The sequence below is a fragment of the Rhizobium sp. ZPR4 genome (assembly GCF_040215725.1).
GTDB classification, from domain to species: domain Bacteria; phylum Pseudomonadota; class Alphaproteobacteria; order Rhizobiales; family Rhizobiaceae; genus Rhizobium; species Rhizobium rhizogenes_D.
Genome location: NZ_CP157969.1, coordinates 215,836 through 231,131, shown reverse-complemented (window position 1 = coordinate 231,131; position 15,296 = coordinate 215,836). Strand labels below are relative to the sequence as shown.

Genomic DNA, 15,296 nt, shown 5'->3' with positions numbered 1-15,296 from the left:
CGCAGACATGTGCAGCGGTTTTGCGACAACGACATGCGCGAAATCAAAGATCTAAAGTGCGAAAGGCGCATCTGAAAGATGACGACGCTTTGGCGCGGAGCGTCGTCGGACTTGGCGCCGATCTGCCATCCGAGCGTAGCGGGCTGGTCGCGCCTGGTTTTTTGAGGCTACCGCGATGCCAATGGGACCGCCTGGCGCGATTACGAAGCCCGTACCTTCATCGAGGATGGGTTGCGGGCTTCCGGAACTCAAGAACGCTTGCGAGGCTGCAAGTATCGAGCTTAAATTGAGGACGGAGGAGGGCCGCGGCCACTCCTGCTTCTTCATTCGACGTTCATGGACGATCATCGTCGCTGCCATGCTGAAAGGCTGGCGAAATGAGCGACTGCAGCTCGGCCGGAGCATTCCGCCCGGCCCAGGAGGGAGGAGAGCATCTATGAGTAGCATCAATATCCATCCGGTCGTGGATTCCGGATATCGGGCGACCGATGCCAGCTTTGCCGGCGGGACGCTTGTTTGCAATTGCACAAGCAATCCGGTGAAGGTAAAGGTCGGCAGCGATATCGCGTACAATCACGCCTGCGGCTGCACGAAGTGCTGGAAGCCTGCCGGCGCGAACTTCTCGGTCGTGGCCGTCGCTCCGACCGACAAGGTCGAAGTTCTGGAAAACGGCAATAAGCTCGCGGTGGTCGATCCGGCCGCCCTGATCCAGCGCCACGCCTGCAAGGAGTGCGGTGTCCATATGTACGGGCCAGTCGAACGCGAACATCCGTTCCAGGGCTTGTCGTTCATCCATCCCGAGCGCTTCGAAGGCAAGGGCTGGGCGCAGCCGGGCTTTGCGGCCTTCGTCTCCTCGATCATCGAAAGCGGTTTCGATCCTTCGAAGATGGATGAGGTCAGGTCGAAGCTGAGATCTTCCGACCTCGAGCCCTATGATTGCCTGTCGCCCGGCCTGATGGACTACATCGCGACTTGGACCGCCAAGAAGAGCGGCGCTCTGCCCGCATAAAGGGTCGAAGGCGACGCCATTTCGGTGAGAACCGTTCTGGCGTTGCCCCAGACTTTTAGGAGCCATACCCAGGAGAAAGCGGGCGCACCGAAAACCAGAGATACGAGTTGCCACCCCAATCGCAGATCTGGTGCTCGTCCGGGCTGCCCTGGGCCGACGCCATTGGTAACCTTCCCGCACGGCCATACGATTAGCTCGGTATTGGAGGCGGCCGATCGCTCTGTTGCGGTCAGATCTCTTCCCAGGGAAATGTATCAAGGCGCTCGCTTCCGGTTGCCGTGACAAGCGCCTGGGTTTCGAGCTTGATGCTTTCGGAGCCGTCTTCGGCAATGAGGCTTTCGATATTGAGCACCATGTTTTCTTCGATGACGCCGCTGAAATTCTCGTCGAAATCAGGATGCAACAAAATGCCCGGCCATTCGTCGGCCATGCCGGTCCCGTGCGCGGCCAAAGTGTAGCGGTAGGGGAGGTATTTTTCCGGAATTCGCCAGCTCTTCTCGTTGAACTCGCGAAACGTCATGCCAGGCCGGATGACCGCAAGATTATGGTCGATCTGATCTCTTGCTGCCGAATAGAGTTCCTTCTGCTTGGCATTCATGGCCACGTGTCCGCAGGTCCAGGAACGGGAAAGGTCGGCGCAATAGCCATAGGGCCCGATCATATCGGTGTCGAAGGAGATCATCTCGCCACGTCTGATGATGTAGTCCGAGCATTCCTGATACCAGGGGTTCGTCCGTGGGCCTGCGGTCAGGAGCTTGGTCTCCAGCCATTCGCCGCCGCTGCGCGCATTCTCGAAATGGAGTTCCGCCCAGATTTCCCGCTCGGTGCGCCCGGGCTCGGAAACCTCGTACATTCGTGCCATGCCGGCCTCGCAGACGCGGATCGTCCAGCGCATGAGCTCGATTTCTTCCGCACTCTTGATCGCGCGCGCGCGTTCCGCGAGCTCCTGGCCGTCGAGCAAGGTGAAACCGCGGCTTTGCAGTTCATGGGCGGGCGCCGGTTCAAGCCTGTCGACGGCGATCCTGCCGTTGCGGCAGTGGAGCTTGATGACATCAGCAATCTCGTCCGCCCATGCTTTCATCCGGTCTTCGACCAGATTGCCCGCAGTGAAGAAGAGGAAGGACTTCGACGTTCGAACCTCGTCAATGCCGGGCAATCCATCGTTTACGTGCTCCGATCCTTCGAATTCGAACATGATCGCCGGCCCGTCGGCGAGAATAAGCGCGTATCGGGACGGATTGTGCATCGTCCAGATGCTCATGTTCGAGCAGTCGAAGGCGTAGCGGATGTTGACCGGATCGTAGAGCAGGAGCGCCGGACAGTCCCATTCCTTCATCTTTGCCCGTAGACGCCCCAGACGGTAACGCCTTGCGCTGTCGAGGGTCGACGATGGGATCGGGCTGATCAGGGGACGATCGGCACCATCAGGATTGAGATAGGCTTGCTTGCGATCGTCCTTGAAGACGGGCGCGCTTGATGATGGCGGCGAATTCTCTTCCCTGCCCAGCATTCGATTCCTCTCCCATCAATCCTTCGTCACCGATCAACGACAAGATCGCTAAGCGGTTTCGAGCAGCAAGGCAGGAACATCCCGGCGTCGATCTCGCGCTGCCGGATGCCGCCATTGTGGTTCATTTCGACCGAGCCGGAGACGAGCTTCGATTTGCACGTACCGCACACGCCATTCGAACAGGACGAAGGAAGCCTGATGCTGCCCTTCTTCGCGGCTGCGAGCACTGTCTGATCGGAGGAGACTTGCAGCGTCCGCTTTTGCTTCGAAAATTCGACCTGATAGACCTTCTGGGCGGGCTGTTGCTCGACGTCCAGCCCCGGCTCGTCGATGACCGCCGCATCGAAGCTCTCTTCGATGTAGTTTGTCGAGGGGACGCCCAGTGCGGTTGTGATCGCGCGGGCTGCGGCCATGAAAGGTGCCGGGCCGCAGCACATGACGATACGCTCGGCGATGTCCGGAACCGCAAGCTTGAGGTACTCGAGCGAGATCCGTCCGGTCAATCCCGGCCAGGTCGGCTCGCCAGCCACCGTCTCCGGCAGGAACTGGAGACGCAGACCTTTCATCCGTGTTGCGAGACCGGAAAGGTCATGGCGGAAGATGAGGTCGGAAGGCGTGCGCGCTGCGTGAAGGAAAACGATGTCCGAGAGTTCGTATCGATCCGCCAGATCGCGTGTGATCGACATGACGGGCGTGATGCCCGAGCCGCCCGAGAGTAGCAGGAGCTTCGTCTTCTCCCCTTTCGGACGGATGAAGTGACCAAGCGGCCCCTGACCCCTGACAGTCATGCCGGCAGCCATGTTGTCGTGCAGCCAGTTCGAGACCTTGCCGCCGGGTACGCGCTTGACCGTGACGGTGAACGCGTTGCCGCGATGGGGCGATGACGAGATGCTGTAGCAGCGCGCTTCCCCATCCGAACCCATCGGGAAATCGAACAGAAAGTACTGGCCGGCATCGAAGTTGAAGTGTTTGCCTTCCGGAGATGCGAACGTGAAGCTCTTCACGTCATGCGTCTCCTGGTGCACGTCGATGCATACAAGCGTTTCGTCGTGCTCTGGATCCCAAACGGCGGCCTGACCACGCTGCATTTGAGCGAACTCAATACCCATGGGTGCGCATCCGATCGATGTACCAGGCCGCGAACTTGTCCAGGTTGGTTTCCGAGAATCGAGAATAGGGGCCGGGCTGGTAGGCAGGGTCGAGCGCGCCGGCATGCGAGCGGGCGACAAGGTCCGCATCCTGGTCCGTCGTGGCGATCCAGACGTCCGTGAGCTTGTCGAGGTCGTAGTCCTTGCCTTCGACAGCGTCTTTGTGGACGAGCCATTTGGTTCTGACCAGCGTCTTGCCGGCCGAGAGCGGGATGACGATTGCGACCACGGCGTGGTCGCCCATGAAGTGATTCCAGCTATTGTGACCCCAAAGATGCGTATCGCCGAGATCCTTGCGGGTCATCTGGCCAAGCAGCTTCGACGATGCCGCAGTCGCGTCATGTGTCTGGGATTCACCTGCACCTGCAATGATCAGGCGCTGGGTGCGGAAGTTCGTGGCGCAGTCGGCGAGCTGTTCGACCGCTGCCGACGGGAAACCATCCGCTTCCCAGGCTTTTGTCCGCTCGTCGTAGAGCCTGAAATGCTCGGCGGCCTGCTCGCGGTCCTCGGGGTTCAGCGTCTCCGGATCGAAGCCGAAGTCGAGGTCGACGAAGGATACGCAGAGCTCGGGATGATTGGCGGAACAGTGGTAGCACTCGCGATTGTTTTCGATCGTGAGCTTCCAGTTGCCGTCCTCGATGACGTCAGTCTGGTGAGCGACCTTGGCATTCCGAATTTCGTAGGGCGCAAGGCGTTCGATCATCGCTTGTTCGAGGGTTGCGATGTCTTCCGGCGGATTGTCGGAGAGACATACATAGATCAGGCCGCCGATCGACTTGAAGTTCACCGGCTTCAGACTATGGCACTGCTTGTCCAGGTCCTTGCCCATATGCGGTGCGTAGCTTAGCTCGCCGGTCAGTTCGTACGTCCATGTATGATAGGGACAGACGAGCTTCGAGACGATCGTCTTGCCAGCATCGAGCAGGCGCGACCCGCGATGGCGACAGACGTTGTGAAGCACGCGAATTTCACCGTCGTCGTCGCGAAGCAGGATCAGGCTGGTCTTGCCGATATCGACAACGGTGGCATCGCCTGGTTCCGGCACGTCGCAGTCGAGGCCGACGCAGATCCAGTGCTTGTGAAAGAAGACGTCGATATCGGCCTCGAAGACATCCTCGCGGATATAGAGGCCGGCAGGCAGGGAATAACCATCGGCGCGTGCCTCAAGGAGGGCTGAGATGGAAGATGGAAGCCTGTTTAGCATGATAACCTCTTATGCCTTGATGATCCGCAGTTTGCCCTTGCATCGCTTATGCTTCAACGGCATTAATTTTCACGAATGCATAACATTATGTAATGTGAAGGATGCATATGAACTTTCGGCGGCGAATTCCATCCCTGACCGCATTGATGACTCTCGAGGCCGTTCTGCGGCATCGGAGCTTTACTGCGGCTGCGGCCGAGCTTGGCGTCACTCAGGCAGCCGTCAGCCGCCAGATCGCGACATTGGAAGAGGAGCTCGGGCTACCGATGTTCGTACGCAAGCATCGCGCCATCGAACCGACTGCTGCATGCCTCACCCTGGGAACGACGCTTGCGCAAAGCTTCGCCAGCATCGCGGATGCGGTCGATGCCGTCACATCCTCCCAGCAGAACGTGGTGACGATCGGCGCGACCGTCGCCTTCTCCTCCTTCTGGCTGCTTCCACGGTTGGCAGAGTTTCGGCGGGAGAATGCGGGCGTACAGATCAGGGTCATCTCGCAGGACGCAAGAATTGATCTCGACGCCGGCGGCGTAGACATAGCCATCCGATACGGGAGACCGCCATTTGCCGACGCCAAGATAGTCGCCTCCCAGGAGGACGTCGTCGTTCCCGTATGCTCGCCCGACTATCTTCGGCGTCGCCCGACGGAGCAGATGTCCGATGCCGACGAGTTCATAGAGACGGACGCTCACGACCGCTCATGGCTCTCCTGGACGCAATGGGTCCAGGAAACGGGCCGGGCTTTGCGAATAAAGCCGCATCTTCGCTTCAACCACTATACGGAAGCGATTGCGGCCGCCCGTGCCGGGCAGGGGATCGCGCTCGGCTGGCGTCTTCTTGTCCAGACCTTCCTGGAGGATGGCACGCTCGTCGCCTTGGAGGAGGCCGAGATACCCACCGCGGACCAATATCACGTTCTCCTTCCAGCAAGAACGCGCGGTACGCTTGCCGCGGAACACGCCGCAAACTGGCTTGCCAACGCCCTGACGCGGTAAGGCCAGCTTCGGAGCCCAATCTGGATAAGGCTTGTCAAGATCGTGAACGCCGTCGCTGGGCATAACGACACACTATGGCGTTCGCGCGCTCATCTCCTTGCGAAATGCAGCCGGGCTTCTTGCGGTCCACTTTCGGAATGCCCGATGGAAGGCGCTGGGTTCGGAAAAGCCGAGGCGTGTCGCGATCTCTCCGACGCCAAACTCAGTCGTTTGCAGCATCTCGATTGCAAGATCGCGGCGGATTTCATCTCTGATGGCGGCATAGTTCTGGCCCTCGGCATGCAGGCGATGCCGCAGCGTCGAAGGAGACATGCGCATTTGCGCGGCCAGATCATCGAATGCCTTCCATGAGGCGGGCGGCAATTGGCGGAGCCGCTTGCGCACGCTCGCCGCAAGGCCGGCGTCATAGCGGTAGCGCACGAGAATATTGGCTGGCGCATTGCGTAGAAACTGCTTCAGAGCCTGCTCGCTGCGGGTCACCGCGAGTTTGAGGAGGGAAGCATCGAAGGCAAGCCTGCTCGCCGGCTGTGAGAAGCGCACGGGCGCCCCGAAGAATTGCCGGTAGTCGGCGCCATGATCCGGCTCGGCGCAGCGAAAATCGACCATCCGGAGGGGGATGCGCCGCCCGATGAGCCAGCAGGCGATGCCGTGCAGCAAGATCCAGTAGGTCCGGTAGGCGAAGGCGGAGTGCGCGCTCTTGAGGTCGGTCAGCACAATATGCGCCAGCCCGTCGACCACTTCGATATGTCCTTTCGGGTCCTCCAGCACGATGTTCAAAAACCTCAGCGCCCGCCGTAGTGCCTGGTCGAGGGTCCTTGCGTGCAGCACGCAATGACAGAGCAGCGTGAAGCTGCCGCGACGCATGGGTCTGCCGCCCATGCCGAAGAATTCGTCATCCATCTCGGCCGCGATCGCAAGCCAGAGCGCACCGTAGCTTTCGGCGGAGATCGGCACGTCGATCTGGGCGGACAGGCCGAGTGTCGCCAGCAATCGTTCTGGGGATTTTCCCTGCCGTCTGAGGCAGTCGATCGCCTCTTTCACGAAGAAAGGTGATATCATCCGCCGTGCGGTTTCCGTCATCGTCATGACCTGCGAAATATGGTAAAACTGGCCGTTGATTTGAGACGCTTTTGTCATCGAATGCAATATCGTGCGACGGTAAGCTTGGGCGAGGCGCAAGGTGAATCGCGCTCTTCCGGGGATACGATACTGCGGGCGACTGCACGAAGCGTGGAGGCTCTCGGTTGAAATCGACTGCGCTGGAGGAGAGCGATCATGTTGATCCAGGGAAAAACCTTCGTCGTTACCGGTGGCGGTTCCGGCCTCGGGGCTTCGGTTGCGCGAATGCTGGCAGGTGAGGGCGCGAACGTGGTCATCGCCGATGTCAATGCCGATGCTGGTGCCGGCATTGTCGGCGAACTTGGAATTCGCGCGGTCTTTATCAGGACGGATGTCACGCAGGAGCAGGACGCTCAAGCCGCGATCGAGATGGCGCAGGAACGCTTCGGCCATCTGCATGGGCTGGTCAATTGCGCCGGCGTCGCGCCCGGCGAAAAGGTGATCGGCCGCAACGGCCCGCACCGGCTTGACAGCTTTGCCCGCGCGATCGGCATCAATCTTATCGGCACCTTCAACATGATCCGGCTCGCGGCTGCGGCAATCGCCAAGGGAGAACCTGACGCGGAGGGCGAGCGTGGTGTCATCATCAACACGGCCTCGATTGCCGCTTTCGATGGGCAGGTCGGTCAGGCGGCCTATGCGGCCTCCAAGGGTGGCGTCGCCGCCATGACACTGCCGATCGCCCGGGAATTGGCCCGCAGCGGCATTCGCGTCGTCACCATCGCGCCAGGCATTTTCGAGACGCCGATGATGGCCGGCATGCCGCAGGAGGTGCAGGATTCGCTCAGCAAAAGCGTACCTTTTCCGCAGCGCTTCGGAAGGCCGGCGGAATTCGCCGCATTGGTACGCCACATCTGCGAAAACGCTATGTTGAATGGCGAGGTCATCCGCCTCGATGGCGCGTTGCGCATGGCGCCGCACTGAGGCAGGCTCGTGAACGGGAGGTTTTGATATGACGCCAGCAGATCCGATCGTCATCGTTGGTTCGGCCCGCACCCCAATGGGTGGCTTCCAGGGCGATTTCAAAGATTCCACTGCGCCGGAGCTCGGTGCCGCCGCCATTCGTGCTGCGCTCGATCGAAGCCGTATCAGTCCGGATGCTGTGGAGGAAACAGTTTTCGGGTGCGTTCTTCCGGCCGGCCAGGGGCAGGCACCGGCACGGCAGGCCGCGATCGGGGCTGGCTTGCCGTTTGCGGTGGGGACGACCACCGTCAACAAGATGTGCGGTTCCGGAATGAAAGCGGTCATGCTGGCGCACGATCTGATCGCTGCTGGCAGCGCTTCGATCGCAGTTGCCGGGGGCATGGAAAGCATGACGAATGCGCCTTACCTCCTCGACCGGGCGCGGGGCGGCTACCGGCTCGGACACGGGCGTGTCATCGACCATATGTTCCTGGATGGGTTGGAAGATGCCTATGACAAGGGTCGCCTCATGGGCACCTTCGCCGAGGATTGTGCCGAGGCCTATCAGTTCACACGCGCGGCTCAGGACGACTACGCGGTCACATCCCTGACCCGCGCCCGCAAAGCGATCGAAGAGGGCGCATTCGAGGCCGAGATCATTCCCGTTACGGTGAAGGCGGGGCGGTCCGAGCTCGTCGTCCGCCGGGACGAGCAGCCGGGCAAGGCAAAGCCGGAGAAGATTCCGACGCTCAAACCCGCCTTCCGTGAAAACGGTACGGTGACGGCGGCGAACGCCTCTTCCATATCCGACGGCGCGGCCGCGCTGGTGCTGATGCGGCGCTCGCAGGCGGAGCGCAAGGGCATCTCACCACTCGCCACCATCGTCGGCCATGCCACGCATTCGCAGGCACCCAATCTGTTCGCGACCGCGCCGATCGGCGCGCTGCGCAAGCTTGGTGAACGCACCGGCTGGAACCTTGGTGATGTCGACCTGTTCGAGGTCAACGAGGCCTTTGCCGTCGTCGCCATGGCGGCGATGCGCGATCTCGACTTGCCGCATGACAAGGTCAATGTTCACGGCGGTGCCTGTGCGCTCGGCCATCCGATTGGTGCATCCGGTGCGCGCGTGCTCGTCACGCTACTTTCGGCGCTGAAGCGCTACGGCATGAAACGCGGCATGGCGACGCTCTGCATCGGCGGCGGCGAAGCAACCGCGATGGCCGTCGAACTGAACTGAACGGTTTCGAGGAGGAGTCCGGGATATGATCCTGAGCGAAGACCAGATCCAGATCCGCGACATGGCACGCGATTTTGCCCGCGAGCGGCTGGCGCCGGGTGCTGCCGAGCGCGATGAGAAAAGCCGATTCCCTCGCGAGGAACTGCGAGAGATGGGCGAACTCGGCTTTCTCGGCATGCTCGTGCCGGAAGCCTATGGCGGTTCGGAAACGGGCGTGATCGCCTATGCCGTGGCGCTTGAGGAAATCGCGGCCGGCGATGGCCCTTGCTCGACCATCATGAGCGTTCACAGCTCCGTCGGCTGCGTGCCGATTCTGAAATACGGGACGGAGGAGCAGAGGCAGCGTTTCCTGCCGAAGCTTGCAAGCGGCGAATGGATCGGCGGCTTTGCGCTCACCGAGCCGCAGGCTGGCTCCGACGCCTCGAACCTGAAGACCCGCGCCCGCCGCGACGGCGATCATTATGTGATCGATGGCGCCAAGCAGTTCATTACCTCAGGCAAGAACGGCCATATCATCATCGTCTTTGCCGTCACCGATCCTGATGCCGGCAAGAAGGGCATTTCTGCCTTCATCGTGCCAACCGACACGCCCGGCTACGAGGTCGTGCGTGTCGAACACAAGCTCGGCCTGCATTCGTCCGACACATGTCAGATCGCCTTTACCGGCATGCGCATCCCTGCCGAAAATCGGCTCGGTGCGGAAGGCGACGGCTACAGGATTGCGCTGTCGAATCTCGAAGGCGGGCGCATTGGCATCGCATCGCAGTCCGTCGGCATGGCGCGCGCGGCTTTCGAGGCGGCGCGCGACTATGCTCGCGAGCGCACCGCTTTCGGCTCGCCTATCATCGATCATCAGGCGGTGGCTTTCCGGCTTGCCGACATGGCAACGCAGATCGAGGTCGCCCGCCAGATGGTGCTGCACGCAGCGCAGTTGAAGGAAGAGGGGCAGCCCTGCCTCACCGAAGCGTCGATGGCCAAGCTGTTCGCCTCGGAAATGGCCGAAAAGGTCTGCTCCGATGCGATCCAGATCCATGGCGGCTACGGATACATGGCGGACTATCCGGTGGAACGCATCTACCGCGACGTCCGCATCTGCCAGATTTACGAGGGAACGAGCGACGTTCAGCGCATCGTTATCGCACGCAACTTATAGTATGTTTTCCTAGAATGTATGCGGCTATGCCCGCCGTGGGGAGCAACGGGCGAGACGGTCGACAAGGGAGGTGTCACAGCGCATGAACGAGGTTCCAAATCTGAGCCTGCACGTCCCCGAGCCGGCGGTTCGGCCCGGTGGCCAGCCGGATTTTTCCAACGTCAAGATCGCCAAAGCCGGGGCTGTGCCACGGCCCGCGGTCGATGTGGCGCCGGAAGAGATCCGCGATCTCGCCTATTCCATCATCCGTGTTCTCAACCGCGACGGCGAGGCGGTCGGCCCATGGGCCGGGCTGCTCTCGGATGGGGAGCTGTTGACGGGCCTGCGCAACATGATGAAGCTCAGGGCCTTCGATGCCCGCATGCTGATGGCGCAGCGGCAGGGAAAGACCTCCTTTTACATGCAGCATCTTGGCGAGGAGGCGGTCAGCTCCGCCTTCCGCAAGGCGCTGAACAAGGGGGATATGAATTTCCCGACCTACCGGCAGGCGGGGCTCTTGATCGCCGACGATTATCCGATGGTCGAGATGATGAACCAGATCTACTCGAACGAGGCAGATCCCTTGCGCGGCAGGCAACTGCCGATCATGTATTCGTCGAAGGAGCATGGCTTCTTCACCATTTCAGGCAACCTTGCCACCCAATATGTGCAGGCCGTCGGCTGGGCGATGGCGTCGGCCATCAAGAATGACACCAGGATCGCCGCCGCCTGGATCGGCGACGGTTCGACTGCCGAATCCGATTTCCACTCCGCGCTGGTCTTCGCCTCCACCTACAAGGCGCCTGTCATCCTCAACATCGTCAACAACCAGTGGGCCATCTCGACCTTTCAAGGCATTGCCCGGGGCGGCTCCGGCACCTTTGCCGCCCGCGGTCTCGGCTTCGGTATCCCGGCGCTGCGCGTCGATGGTAACGACTATCTGGCCGTCTATGCCGTCGCCAAATGGGCGGCCGAGCGTGCCCGGCGCAATCTCGGTCCGACGTTGATCGAATATGTCACCTATCGCGTCGGTGCGCATTCCACGTCGGATGACCCGAGCGCCTACCGTCCGAAAACCGAATCCGAGGCCTGGCCGCTTGGCGATCCGGTGCTGCGGCTGAAAAAACATCTGATCGTGCGCGGCGTCTGGTCGGAGGAACGCCACACGCAGGCCGAGGCCGAGGTTCTGGACGAGGTCATCGAGGCACAGAAACAGGCCGAAAGCCACGGCACGCTCCATGCCGGCGGCAAGCCGTCGGTGCGCGATATCTTCGAGGGCGTCTATGCGGAAATGCCCGCCCATATCCGCCGCCAGCGGCAAAAGGCAGGGTACTGATATGGCAAGAATGACAATGATCGAGGCCGTGCGTAGCGCCATGGATGTCTCGATGGGGCGTGACGATGATGTCGTCGTCTTCGGCGAGGACGTCGGCTATTTCGGCGGCGTCTTTCGTGCCACGCAGGGGCTTCAGGCCAAATATGGCAAGACCCGCTGCTTCGACGCGCCGATCAACGAGTCCGGCATCCTCGGTACGGCGATCGGCATGGCCGCTTATGGCTTGAAGCCCTGCGTCGAAATTCAGTTCGCCGACTACATGTACCCGGCCTACGATCAGATTACCCAGGAGGCCGCACGCATCCGCTACCGCTCCAACGGCGACTTCACCTGCCCGATCGTCGTGCGCATGCCGACAGGCGGCGGCATTTTCGGCGGACAGACGCACAGCCAGAGCCCGGAAGCACTCTTCACCCATGTCTGCGGCCTGAAGGTCATCGTGCCTTCCAATCCCTACGACGCCAAGGGCCTGCTGATCGCCGCGATCGAGGACCCGGACCCGGTGATGTTCCTCGAACCCAAGCGCCTCTATAACGGCCCTTTCGACGGCCATCACGAGCGGCCCGTTACGCCCTGGTCGAAACATGATCTCGGCGAGGTTCCGGAAGGGCATTACACGATCCCGATCGGCAAGGCGGAGATCCGCCGGGCGGGCAATGCGGCCACCGTCATCGCCTATGGCACGATGGTGCATGTGGCGCTCGCCGCAGCGGAAGAAACGGGGATCGATGCCGAGGTGATCGACCTGCGCAGCCTTCTGCCGCTCGACCTCGATACGATCGTGCAGTCGGTGAAGAAGACCGGCCGTTGTGTTGTCGTGCACGAGGCGACACTGACCTCAGGTTTCGGCGGGGAAATCGCGTCGCTGGTTCAGGAACACTGCTTTTACAGTCTTGAGGCGCCGATCGTGCGCGTGACCGGCTGGGACACGCCCTATCCGCACGCGCAGGAATGGGACTATTTCCCCGGTCCCGCCCGCGTCGGCCGGGCACTGAAAGAAGTGATGGAGGGCTGAGGATGGGTGAATTCGTCATCAAGATGCCCGATGTGGGCGAAGGCGTGGCCGAGGCAGAGCTCGTCGAATGGCACGTCAAACCCGGCGATCCGGTGCGCGAGGACATGGTGCTCGCCGCCGTGATGACCGACAAGGCGACGGTGGAAATTCCTTCTCCGGTCGAGGGTGTCGTGCTCTGGCTTGGCGCCGAGGTCGGGGATACGGTCGCGGTCAAGGCGCCGTTGCTGCGTATCCAGATCGCCGGAGAGGATGGGGATGCGGCTGAGCCGGCAGCGAAAGCCGAGCCGGTCAGGGACCGGCCCGCAGAGACCAAACCCGCCGCGTCGTCTCCAGCGAGACCAGCCGTCGAAGCAAGGGTCGCCGAGCCGGAAAAATCCATGGAACGTCTCACCGCTCGCGAACCGGCGGAGCGACCGCTCGCTTCCCCCGCCGTGCGCCTGCGTGCCCAGGAGGCCGGCGTCGACCTGCGCCAAGTGATCGGCACTAGCCCGGCCGGCCGCATCAGCCACGAAGACCTTGATCAGTTCATTGCGCGCGGCGCCCAGCCCGCTCCCGTTGCGCCAGCCGGGCTTGCCCGTAAAACCGCCACCGAAGAGATCAAGGTCACCGGCCTGCGCCGCCGCATTGCCGAAAAGATGCGTCTTGCCAGCTCGCGCATTCCCCACATCACCTATGTCGAGGAGGTCGATGTCACCGATCTCGAGGATCTGCGCGCGACGATGAATGCCGGCCGCAAGCCGGATCAACCGAAGCTGACCATCCTGCCCTTCCTGATGCGGGCGCTGGTCAAGACGATCGGCGAGCAGCCTGGTATCAACGCTACCTTCGACGATGATGCCGGCGTCGTCACCCGCTATAGCGCCGTCCATATCGGCATCGCCACGCAGACGCCGTCGGGTCTCACGGTGCCGGTCGTCCGGCACGCCGAGGCCCGGCCGATCTGGGACGTTGCCGCCGAACTCGCGCGTCTTGCCGAGGCCGCCCGCAATGGCACCGCTGCACGCGAGGAGCTTTCCGGCTCCACGATCACCATCAGCTCGCTCGGCGCGCTTGGCGGCATTGTCACGACGCCGATCATCAACCATCCGGAAGTCGCGATTGTCGGCGTCAACAAGATCATGACCCGGCCCCTCTGGGACGGCACCCAATTCGTCCCGCGCAAGATCATGAACCTTTCGTCGAGCTTCGATCATCGCATCGTCGACGGCTGGGACGCGGCTGTTTTCGTGCAGCGGATCAAGGCGCTGCTGGAAACCCCCGCTCTGATCTTCATCGAAGGTTGATGACATGAAAGAAATCGTCTGCAAGCTCCTCGTCATCGGCGCCGGACCCGGCGGCTATATCTGCGCCATCCGCGCCGGCCAGCTCGGCGTCGACACTGTGATTGTCGAATCCACAAAGGCTGGCGGCACCTGCCTGAATATCGGCTGCATCCCCTCCAAGGCGCTGATCCATGCGGCCGAGGAGTTCGAGAAGGTCAGCCACATGACGAGCCCCAATGCGCTCGGCATCACCGTCGAGGCGCCGAAGCTTGATCTCGGCCAGACCATACGCTGGAAGGATGGCATCGTCGGCCGGTTGAACAGCGGCGTGCTCGGTCTTCTGCGAAAGGCCAAGATCAAGATCGTGCATGGGCAGGCGACGTTCCGCGACGGCAAGACTGTCGAAGTCGAGACCGAGACCGGAACCCAGGTCATCCGTGCCGAAACGGTCGTGATCGCGACGGGCTCCGAACCGGTCGCGCTGCCGGCGCTGCCCTTTGGCGGAGCGATCCTCTCGTCCACCGAAGCGCTGTCGCTGACGAGTGTGCCCAATACACTTGCCGTCGTCGGCGGCGGCTATATCGGCCTGGAGCTCGGCACCGCCTTCGCCAAGATGGGCGCGCAGGTCACGGTGGTCGAGGCGATGGCGCAGATCCTGCCGCAATACGATGCCGAGCTCGTCAAGCCCGTCGCCAAGCGCCTGAGTGAGCTTGGCGTGCGCGTGCTGACTGGCGCAAAGGCGAAGGGCTATTCCGGAGAGGCGTTGGTAGTCGAGACCGTCGCTGGAGAGGAAGAGCGGATTGCCGCCGACAAAGTGCTCGTCACTGTCGGGCGCAAGCCGCGCACAGAAGGTTGGGGGCTTGAAGAGCTCGATCTCGACCGCGCCGGCCGCTTTATTCGCATCGATGAACGCTGCCGCACATCCATGCGCGGCGTCTACGCGATCGGCGATGTCACCGGCGAGCCGATGCTTGCCCATCGCGCCATGGCGCAGGGCGAGATGGTCGCGGAGATCGTTGCCGGCCGCAAGCGTGTCTGGGATAAACGCGCCATTCCCGCCGTCTGCTTCACCGATCCCGAGATCGTCACCGCGGGGCTTTCACCCGATGAAGCGCGCGCCCAGGGCTATGAAATTCGCGTCGGTCTTTTTCCCTTCAGTGCCAACGGGCGGGCGATGACGACCCAGTCGGAAGACGGTTTTGTGCGGGCTGTAGCGCGCGCGGACACCAATCTGGTCCTTGGCCTGCAGGCGGTCGGCGCCGGCGTCTCGGAACTGTCAAGCGCGTTCTCGCTGGCGCTTGAGATGGGTGCGCGGCTGGAAGACATTGCCGGGACGATCCACGCCCATCCGACCCGCAGCGAAAGCCTGCAGGAAGCCGCATTGAAAGCGCTCGGCCATGCCCTGCACATTTGAGCCAGTGTCTGG

General features: G+C 61.9%; 13 protein-coding genes and 1 pseudogene. 10 read left to right on the top strand and 4 right to left on the bottom strand.

Going from position 1 to position 15,296, the window contains the following annotated elements; translation table 11 throughout:
* Positions 1 to 436: 436 nt before the first annotated feature.
* Both gfa and ABOK31_RS28930 read left to right on the top strand, forming a co-directional pair.
* A complete protein-coding gene (gfa, locus tag ABOK31_RS28935) occupies positions 437 to 1,009 on the top strand; it encodes an S-(hydroxymethyl)glutathione synthase (protein ID WP_349962316.1) in 573 nt (190 codons plus the stop codon).
* An 86-nt stretch (positions 1,010 to 1,095) separates the two neighbouring features.
* Positions 1,096 to 1,203: pseudogene (locus ABOK31_RS28930) on the top strand (GFA family protein); the annotation flags it as partial.
* 35 nt (positions 1,204 to 1,238) lie between these two features.
* Here ABOK31_RS28930 and ABOK31_RS28925 read toward each other — a convergent pair.
* From ABOK31_RS28925 to ABOK31_RS28915, 3 genes are read right to left on the bottom strand one after another with little or no spacing between them, the layout of a single operon-like run.
* The gene (locus ABOK31_RS28925) at positions 1,239 to 2,519 is read right to left on the bottom strand and encodes a Xaa-Pro peptidase family protein (RefSeq protein ID WP_349962314.1); all 1,281 of its coding nucleotides are present in this window, start codon (positions 2,517 to 2,519) and stop codon (positions 1,239 to 1,241) included.
* A gap of 26 nt (positions 2,520 to 2,545) precedes the next feature.
* Complete coding sequence (locus tag ABOK31_RS28920; protein WP_349962801.1) at positions 2,546 to 3,607, bottom strand: FAD-binding oxidoreductase; 1,062 nt, start codon at positions 3,605 to 3,607, stop codon at positions 2,546 to 2,548.
* Positions 3,608 to 3,617: 10 nt separating this feature from the next.
* Positions 3,618 to 4,871, bottom strand: coding sequence for an aromatic ring-hydroxylating dioxygenase subunit alpha (locus tag ABOK31_RS28915; protein ID WP_349962313.1), 1,254 nt, complete (start codon positions 4,869 to 4,871; stop codon positions 3,618 to 3,620).
* 107 nt (positions 4,872 to 4,978) lie between these two features.
* Here ABOK31_RS28915 and ABOK31_RS28910 point away from each other — a divergent pair, with 107 nt between their 5' ends.
* Positions 4,979 to 5,866, top strand: a complete 888-nt coding sequence (locus tag ABOK31_RS28910; protein WP_349962312.1) for a LysR substrate-binding domain-containing protein — start codon at positions 4,979 to 4,981, stop codon at positions 5,864 to 5,866.
* A gap of 72 nt (positions 5,867 to 5,938) precedes the next feature.
* Here the strand turns inward: ABOK31_RS28910 and ABOK31_RS28905 are convergent, their stop codons facing one another.
* Positions 5,939 to 6,946: an AraC family transcriptional regulator gene (locus tag ABOK31_RS28905; RefSeq protein ID WP_349962799.1), complete on the bottom strand. Its 1,008-nt coding sequence runs from the start codon at positions 6,944 to 6,946 to the stop codon at positions 5,939 to 5,941.
* A 195-nt stretch (positions 6,947 to 7,141) separates the two neighbouring features.
* Here ABOK31_RS28905 and ABOK31_RS28900 point away from each other — a divergent pair, with 195 nt between their 5' ends.
* From ABOK31_RS28900 to lpdA, 7 genes are all read left to right on the top strand, one after another.
* Positions 7,142 to 7,909, top strand: a complete 768-nt coding sequence (locus ABOK31_RS28900) for a 3-hydroxyacyl-CoA dehydrogenase (RefSeq protein WP_349962311.1) — start codon at positions 7,142 to 7,144, stop codon at positions 7,907 to 7,909.
* 28 nt (positions 7,910 to 7,937) lie between these two features.
* A complete protein-coding gene (locus ABOK31_RS28895; RefSeq protein ID WP_349962310.1) occupies positions 7,938 to 9,125 on the top strand; it encodes an acetyl-CoA C-acyltransferase in 1,188 nt (395 codons plus the stop codon).
* Positions 9,126 to 9,150: 25 nt separating this feature from the next.
* Positions 9,151 to 10,278, top strand: coding sequence for an acyl-CoA dehydrogenase family protein (locus ABOK31_RS28890; RefSeq protein ID WP_349962308.1), 1,128 nt, complete (start codon positions 9,151 to 9,153; stop codon positions 10,276 to 10,278).
* Between the two features lie 82 nt (positions 10,279 to 10,360).
* A complete protein-coding gene (locus tag ABOK31_RS28885) occupies positions 10,361 to 11,593 on the top strand; it encodes a 3-methyl-2-oxobutanoate dehydrogenase (2-methylpropanoyl-transferring) subunit alpha (RefSeq protein WP_349962306.1) in 1,233 nt (410 codons plus the stop codon).
* Position 11,594: 1 nt separating this feature from the next.
* Entirely contained in the window at positions 11,595 to 12,608 is a 1,014-nt protein-coding gene (locus ABOK31_RS28880; RefSeq protein WP_174172537.1) for an alpha-ketoacid dehydrogenase subunit beta, read from the top strand.
* Between the two features lie 2 nt (positions 12,609 to 12,610).
* Positions 12,611 to 13,891, top strand: a complete 1,281-nt coding sequence (locus ABOK31_RS28875; RefSeq protein ID WP_349962304.1) for a dihydrolipoamide acetyltransferase family protein — start codon at positions 12,611 to 12,613, stop codon at positions 13,889 to 13,891.
* A gap of 4 nt (positions 13,892 to 13,895) precedes the next feature.
* Positions 13,896 to 15,284, top strand: a complete 1,389-nt coding sequence (lpdA, locus tag ABOK31_RS28870) for a dihydrolipoyl dehydrogenase (protein ID WP_349962303.1) — start codon at positions 13,896 to 13,898, stop codon at positions 15,282 to 15,284.
* Positions 15,285 to 15,296: the final 12 nt, after the last annotated feature.

Excerpts from the sequence above, each read along its gene's own strand:
- gfa (WP_349962316.1), top strand. The coding sequence starts at position 437 with ATGAGTAGCATCAATATCCATCCGGTCGTGGATTCCGGATATCGGGCG.
- ABOK31_RS28925 (WP_349962314.1), bottom strand. The coding sequence starts at position 2,519 with ATGCTGGGCAGGGAAGAGAATTCGCCGCCATCATCAAGCGCGCCCGTC.
- ABOK31_RS28920 (WP_349962801.1), bottom strand. The coding sequence starts at position 3,607 with ATGCAGCGTGGTCAGGCCGCCGTTTGGGATCCAGAGCACGACGAAACG.
- ABOK31_RS28915 (WP_349962313.1), bottom strand. The coding sequence starts at position 4,871 with ATGCTAAACAGGCTTCCATCTTCCATCTCAGCCCTCCTTGAGGCACGC.
- ABOK31_RS28910 (WP_349962312.1), top strand. The coding sequence starts at position 4,979 with ATGAACTTTCGGCGGCGAATTCCATCCCTGACCGCATTGATGACTCTC.
- ABOK31_RS28905 (WP_349962799.1), bottom strand. The coding sequence starts at position 6,946 with ATGACGGAAACCGCACGGCGGATGATATCACCTTTCTTCGTGAAAGAG.
- ABOK31_RS28900 (WP_349962311.1), top strand. The coding sequence starts at position 7,142 with ATGTTGATCCAGGGAAAAACCTTCGTCGTTACCGGTGGCGGTTCCGGC.
- ABOK31_RS28895 (WP_349962310.1), top strand. The coding sequence starts at position 7,938 with ATGACGCCAGCAGATCCGATCGTCATCGTTGGTTCGGCCCGCACCCCA.
- ABOK31_RS28890 (WP_349962308.1), top strand. The coding sequence starts at position 9,151 with ATGATCCTGAGCGAAGACCAGATCCAGATCCGCGACATGGCACGCGAT.
- ABOK31_RS28885 (WP_349962306.1), top strand. The coding sequence starts at position 10,361 with ATGAACGAGGTTCCAAATCTGAGCCTGCACGTCCCCGAGCCGGCGGTT.
- ABOK31_RS28880 (WP_174172537.1), top strand. The coding sequence starts at position 11,595 with ATGGCAAGAATGACAATGATCGAGGCCGTGCGTAGCGCCATGGATGTC.
- ABOK31_RS28875 (WP_349962304.1), top strand. The coding sequence starts at position 12,611 with ATGGGTGAATTCGTCATCAAGATGCCCGATGTGGGCGAAGGCGTGGCC.
- lpdA (WP_349962303.1), top strand. The coding sequence starts at position 13,896 with ATGAAAGAAATCGTCTGCAAGCTCCTCGTCATCGGCGCCGGACCCGGC.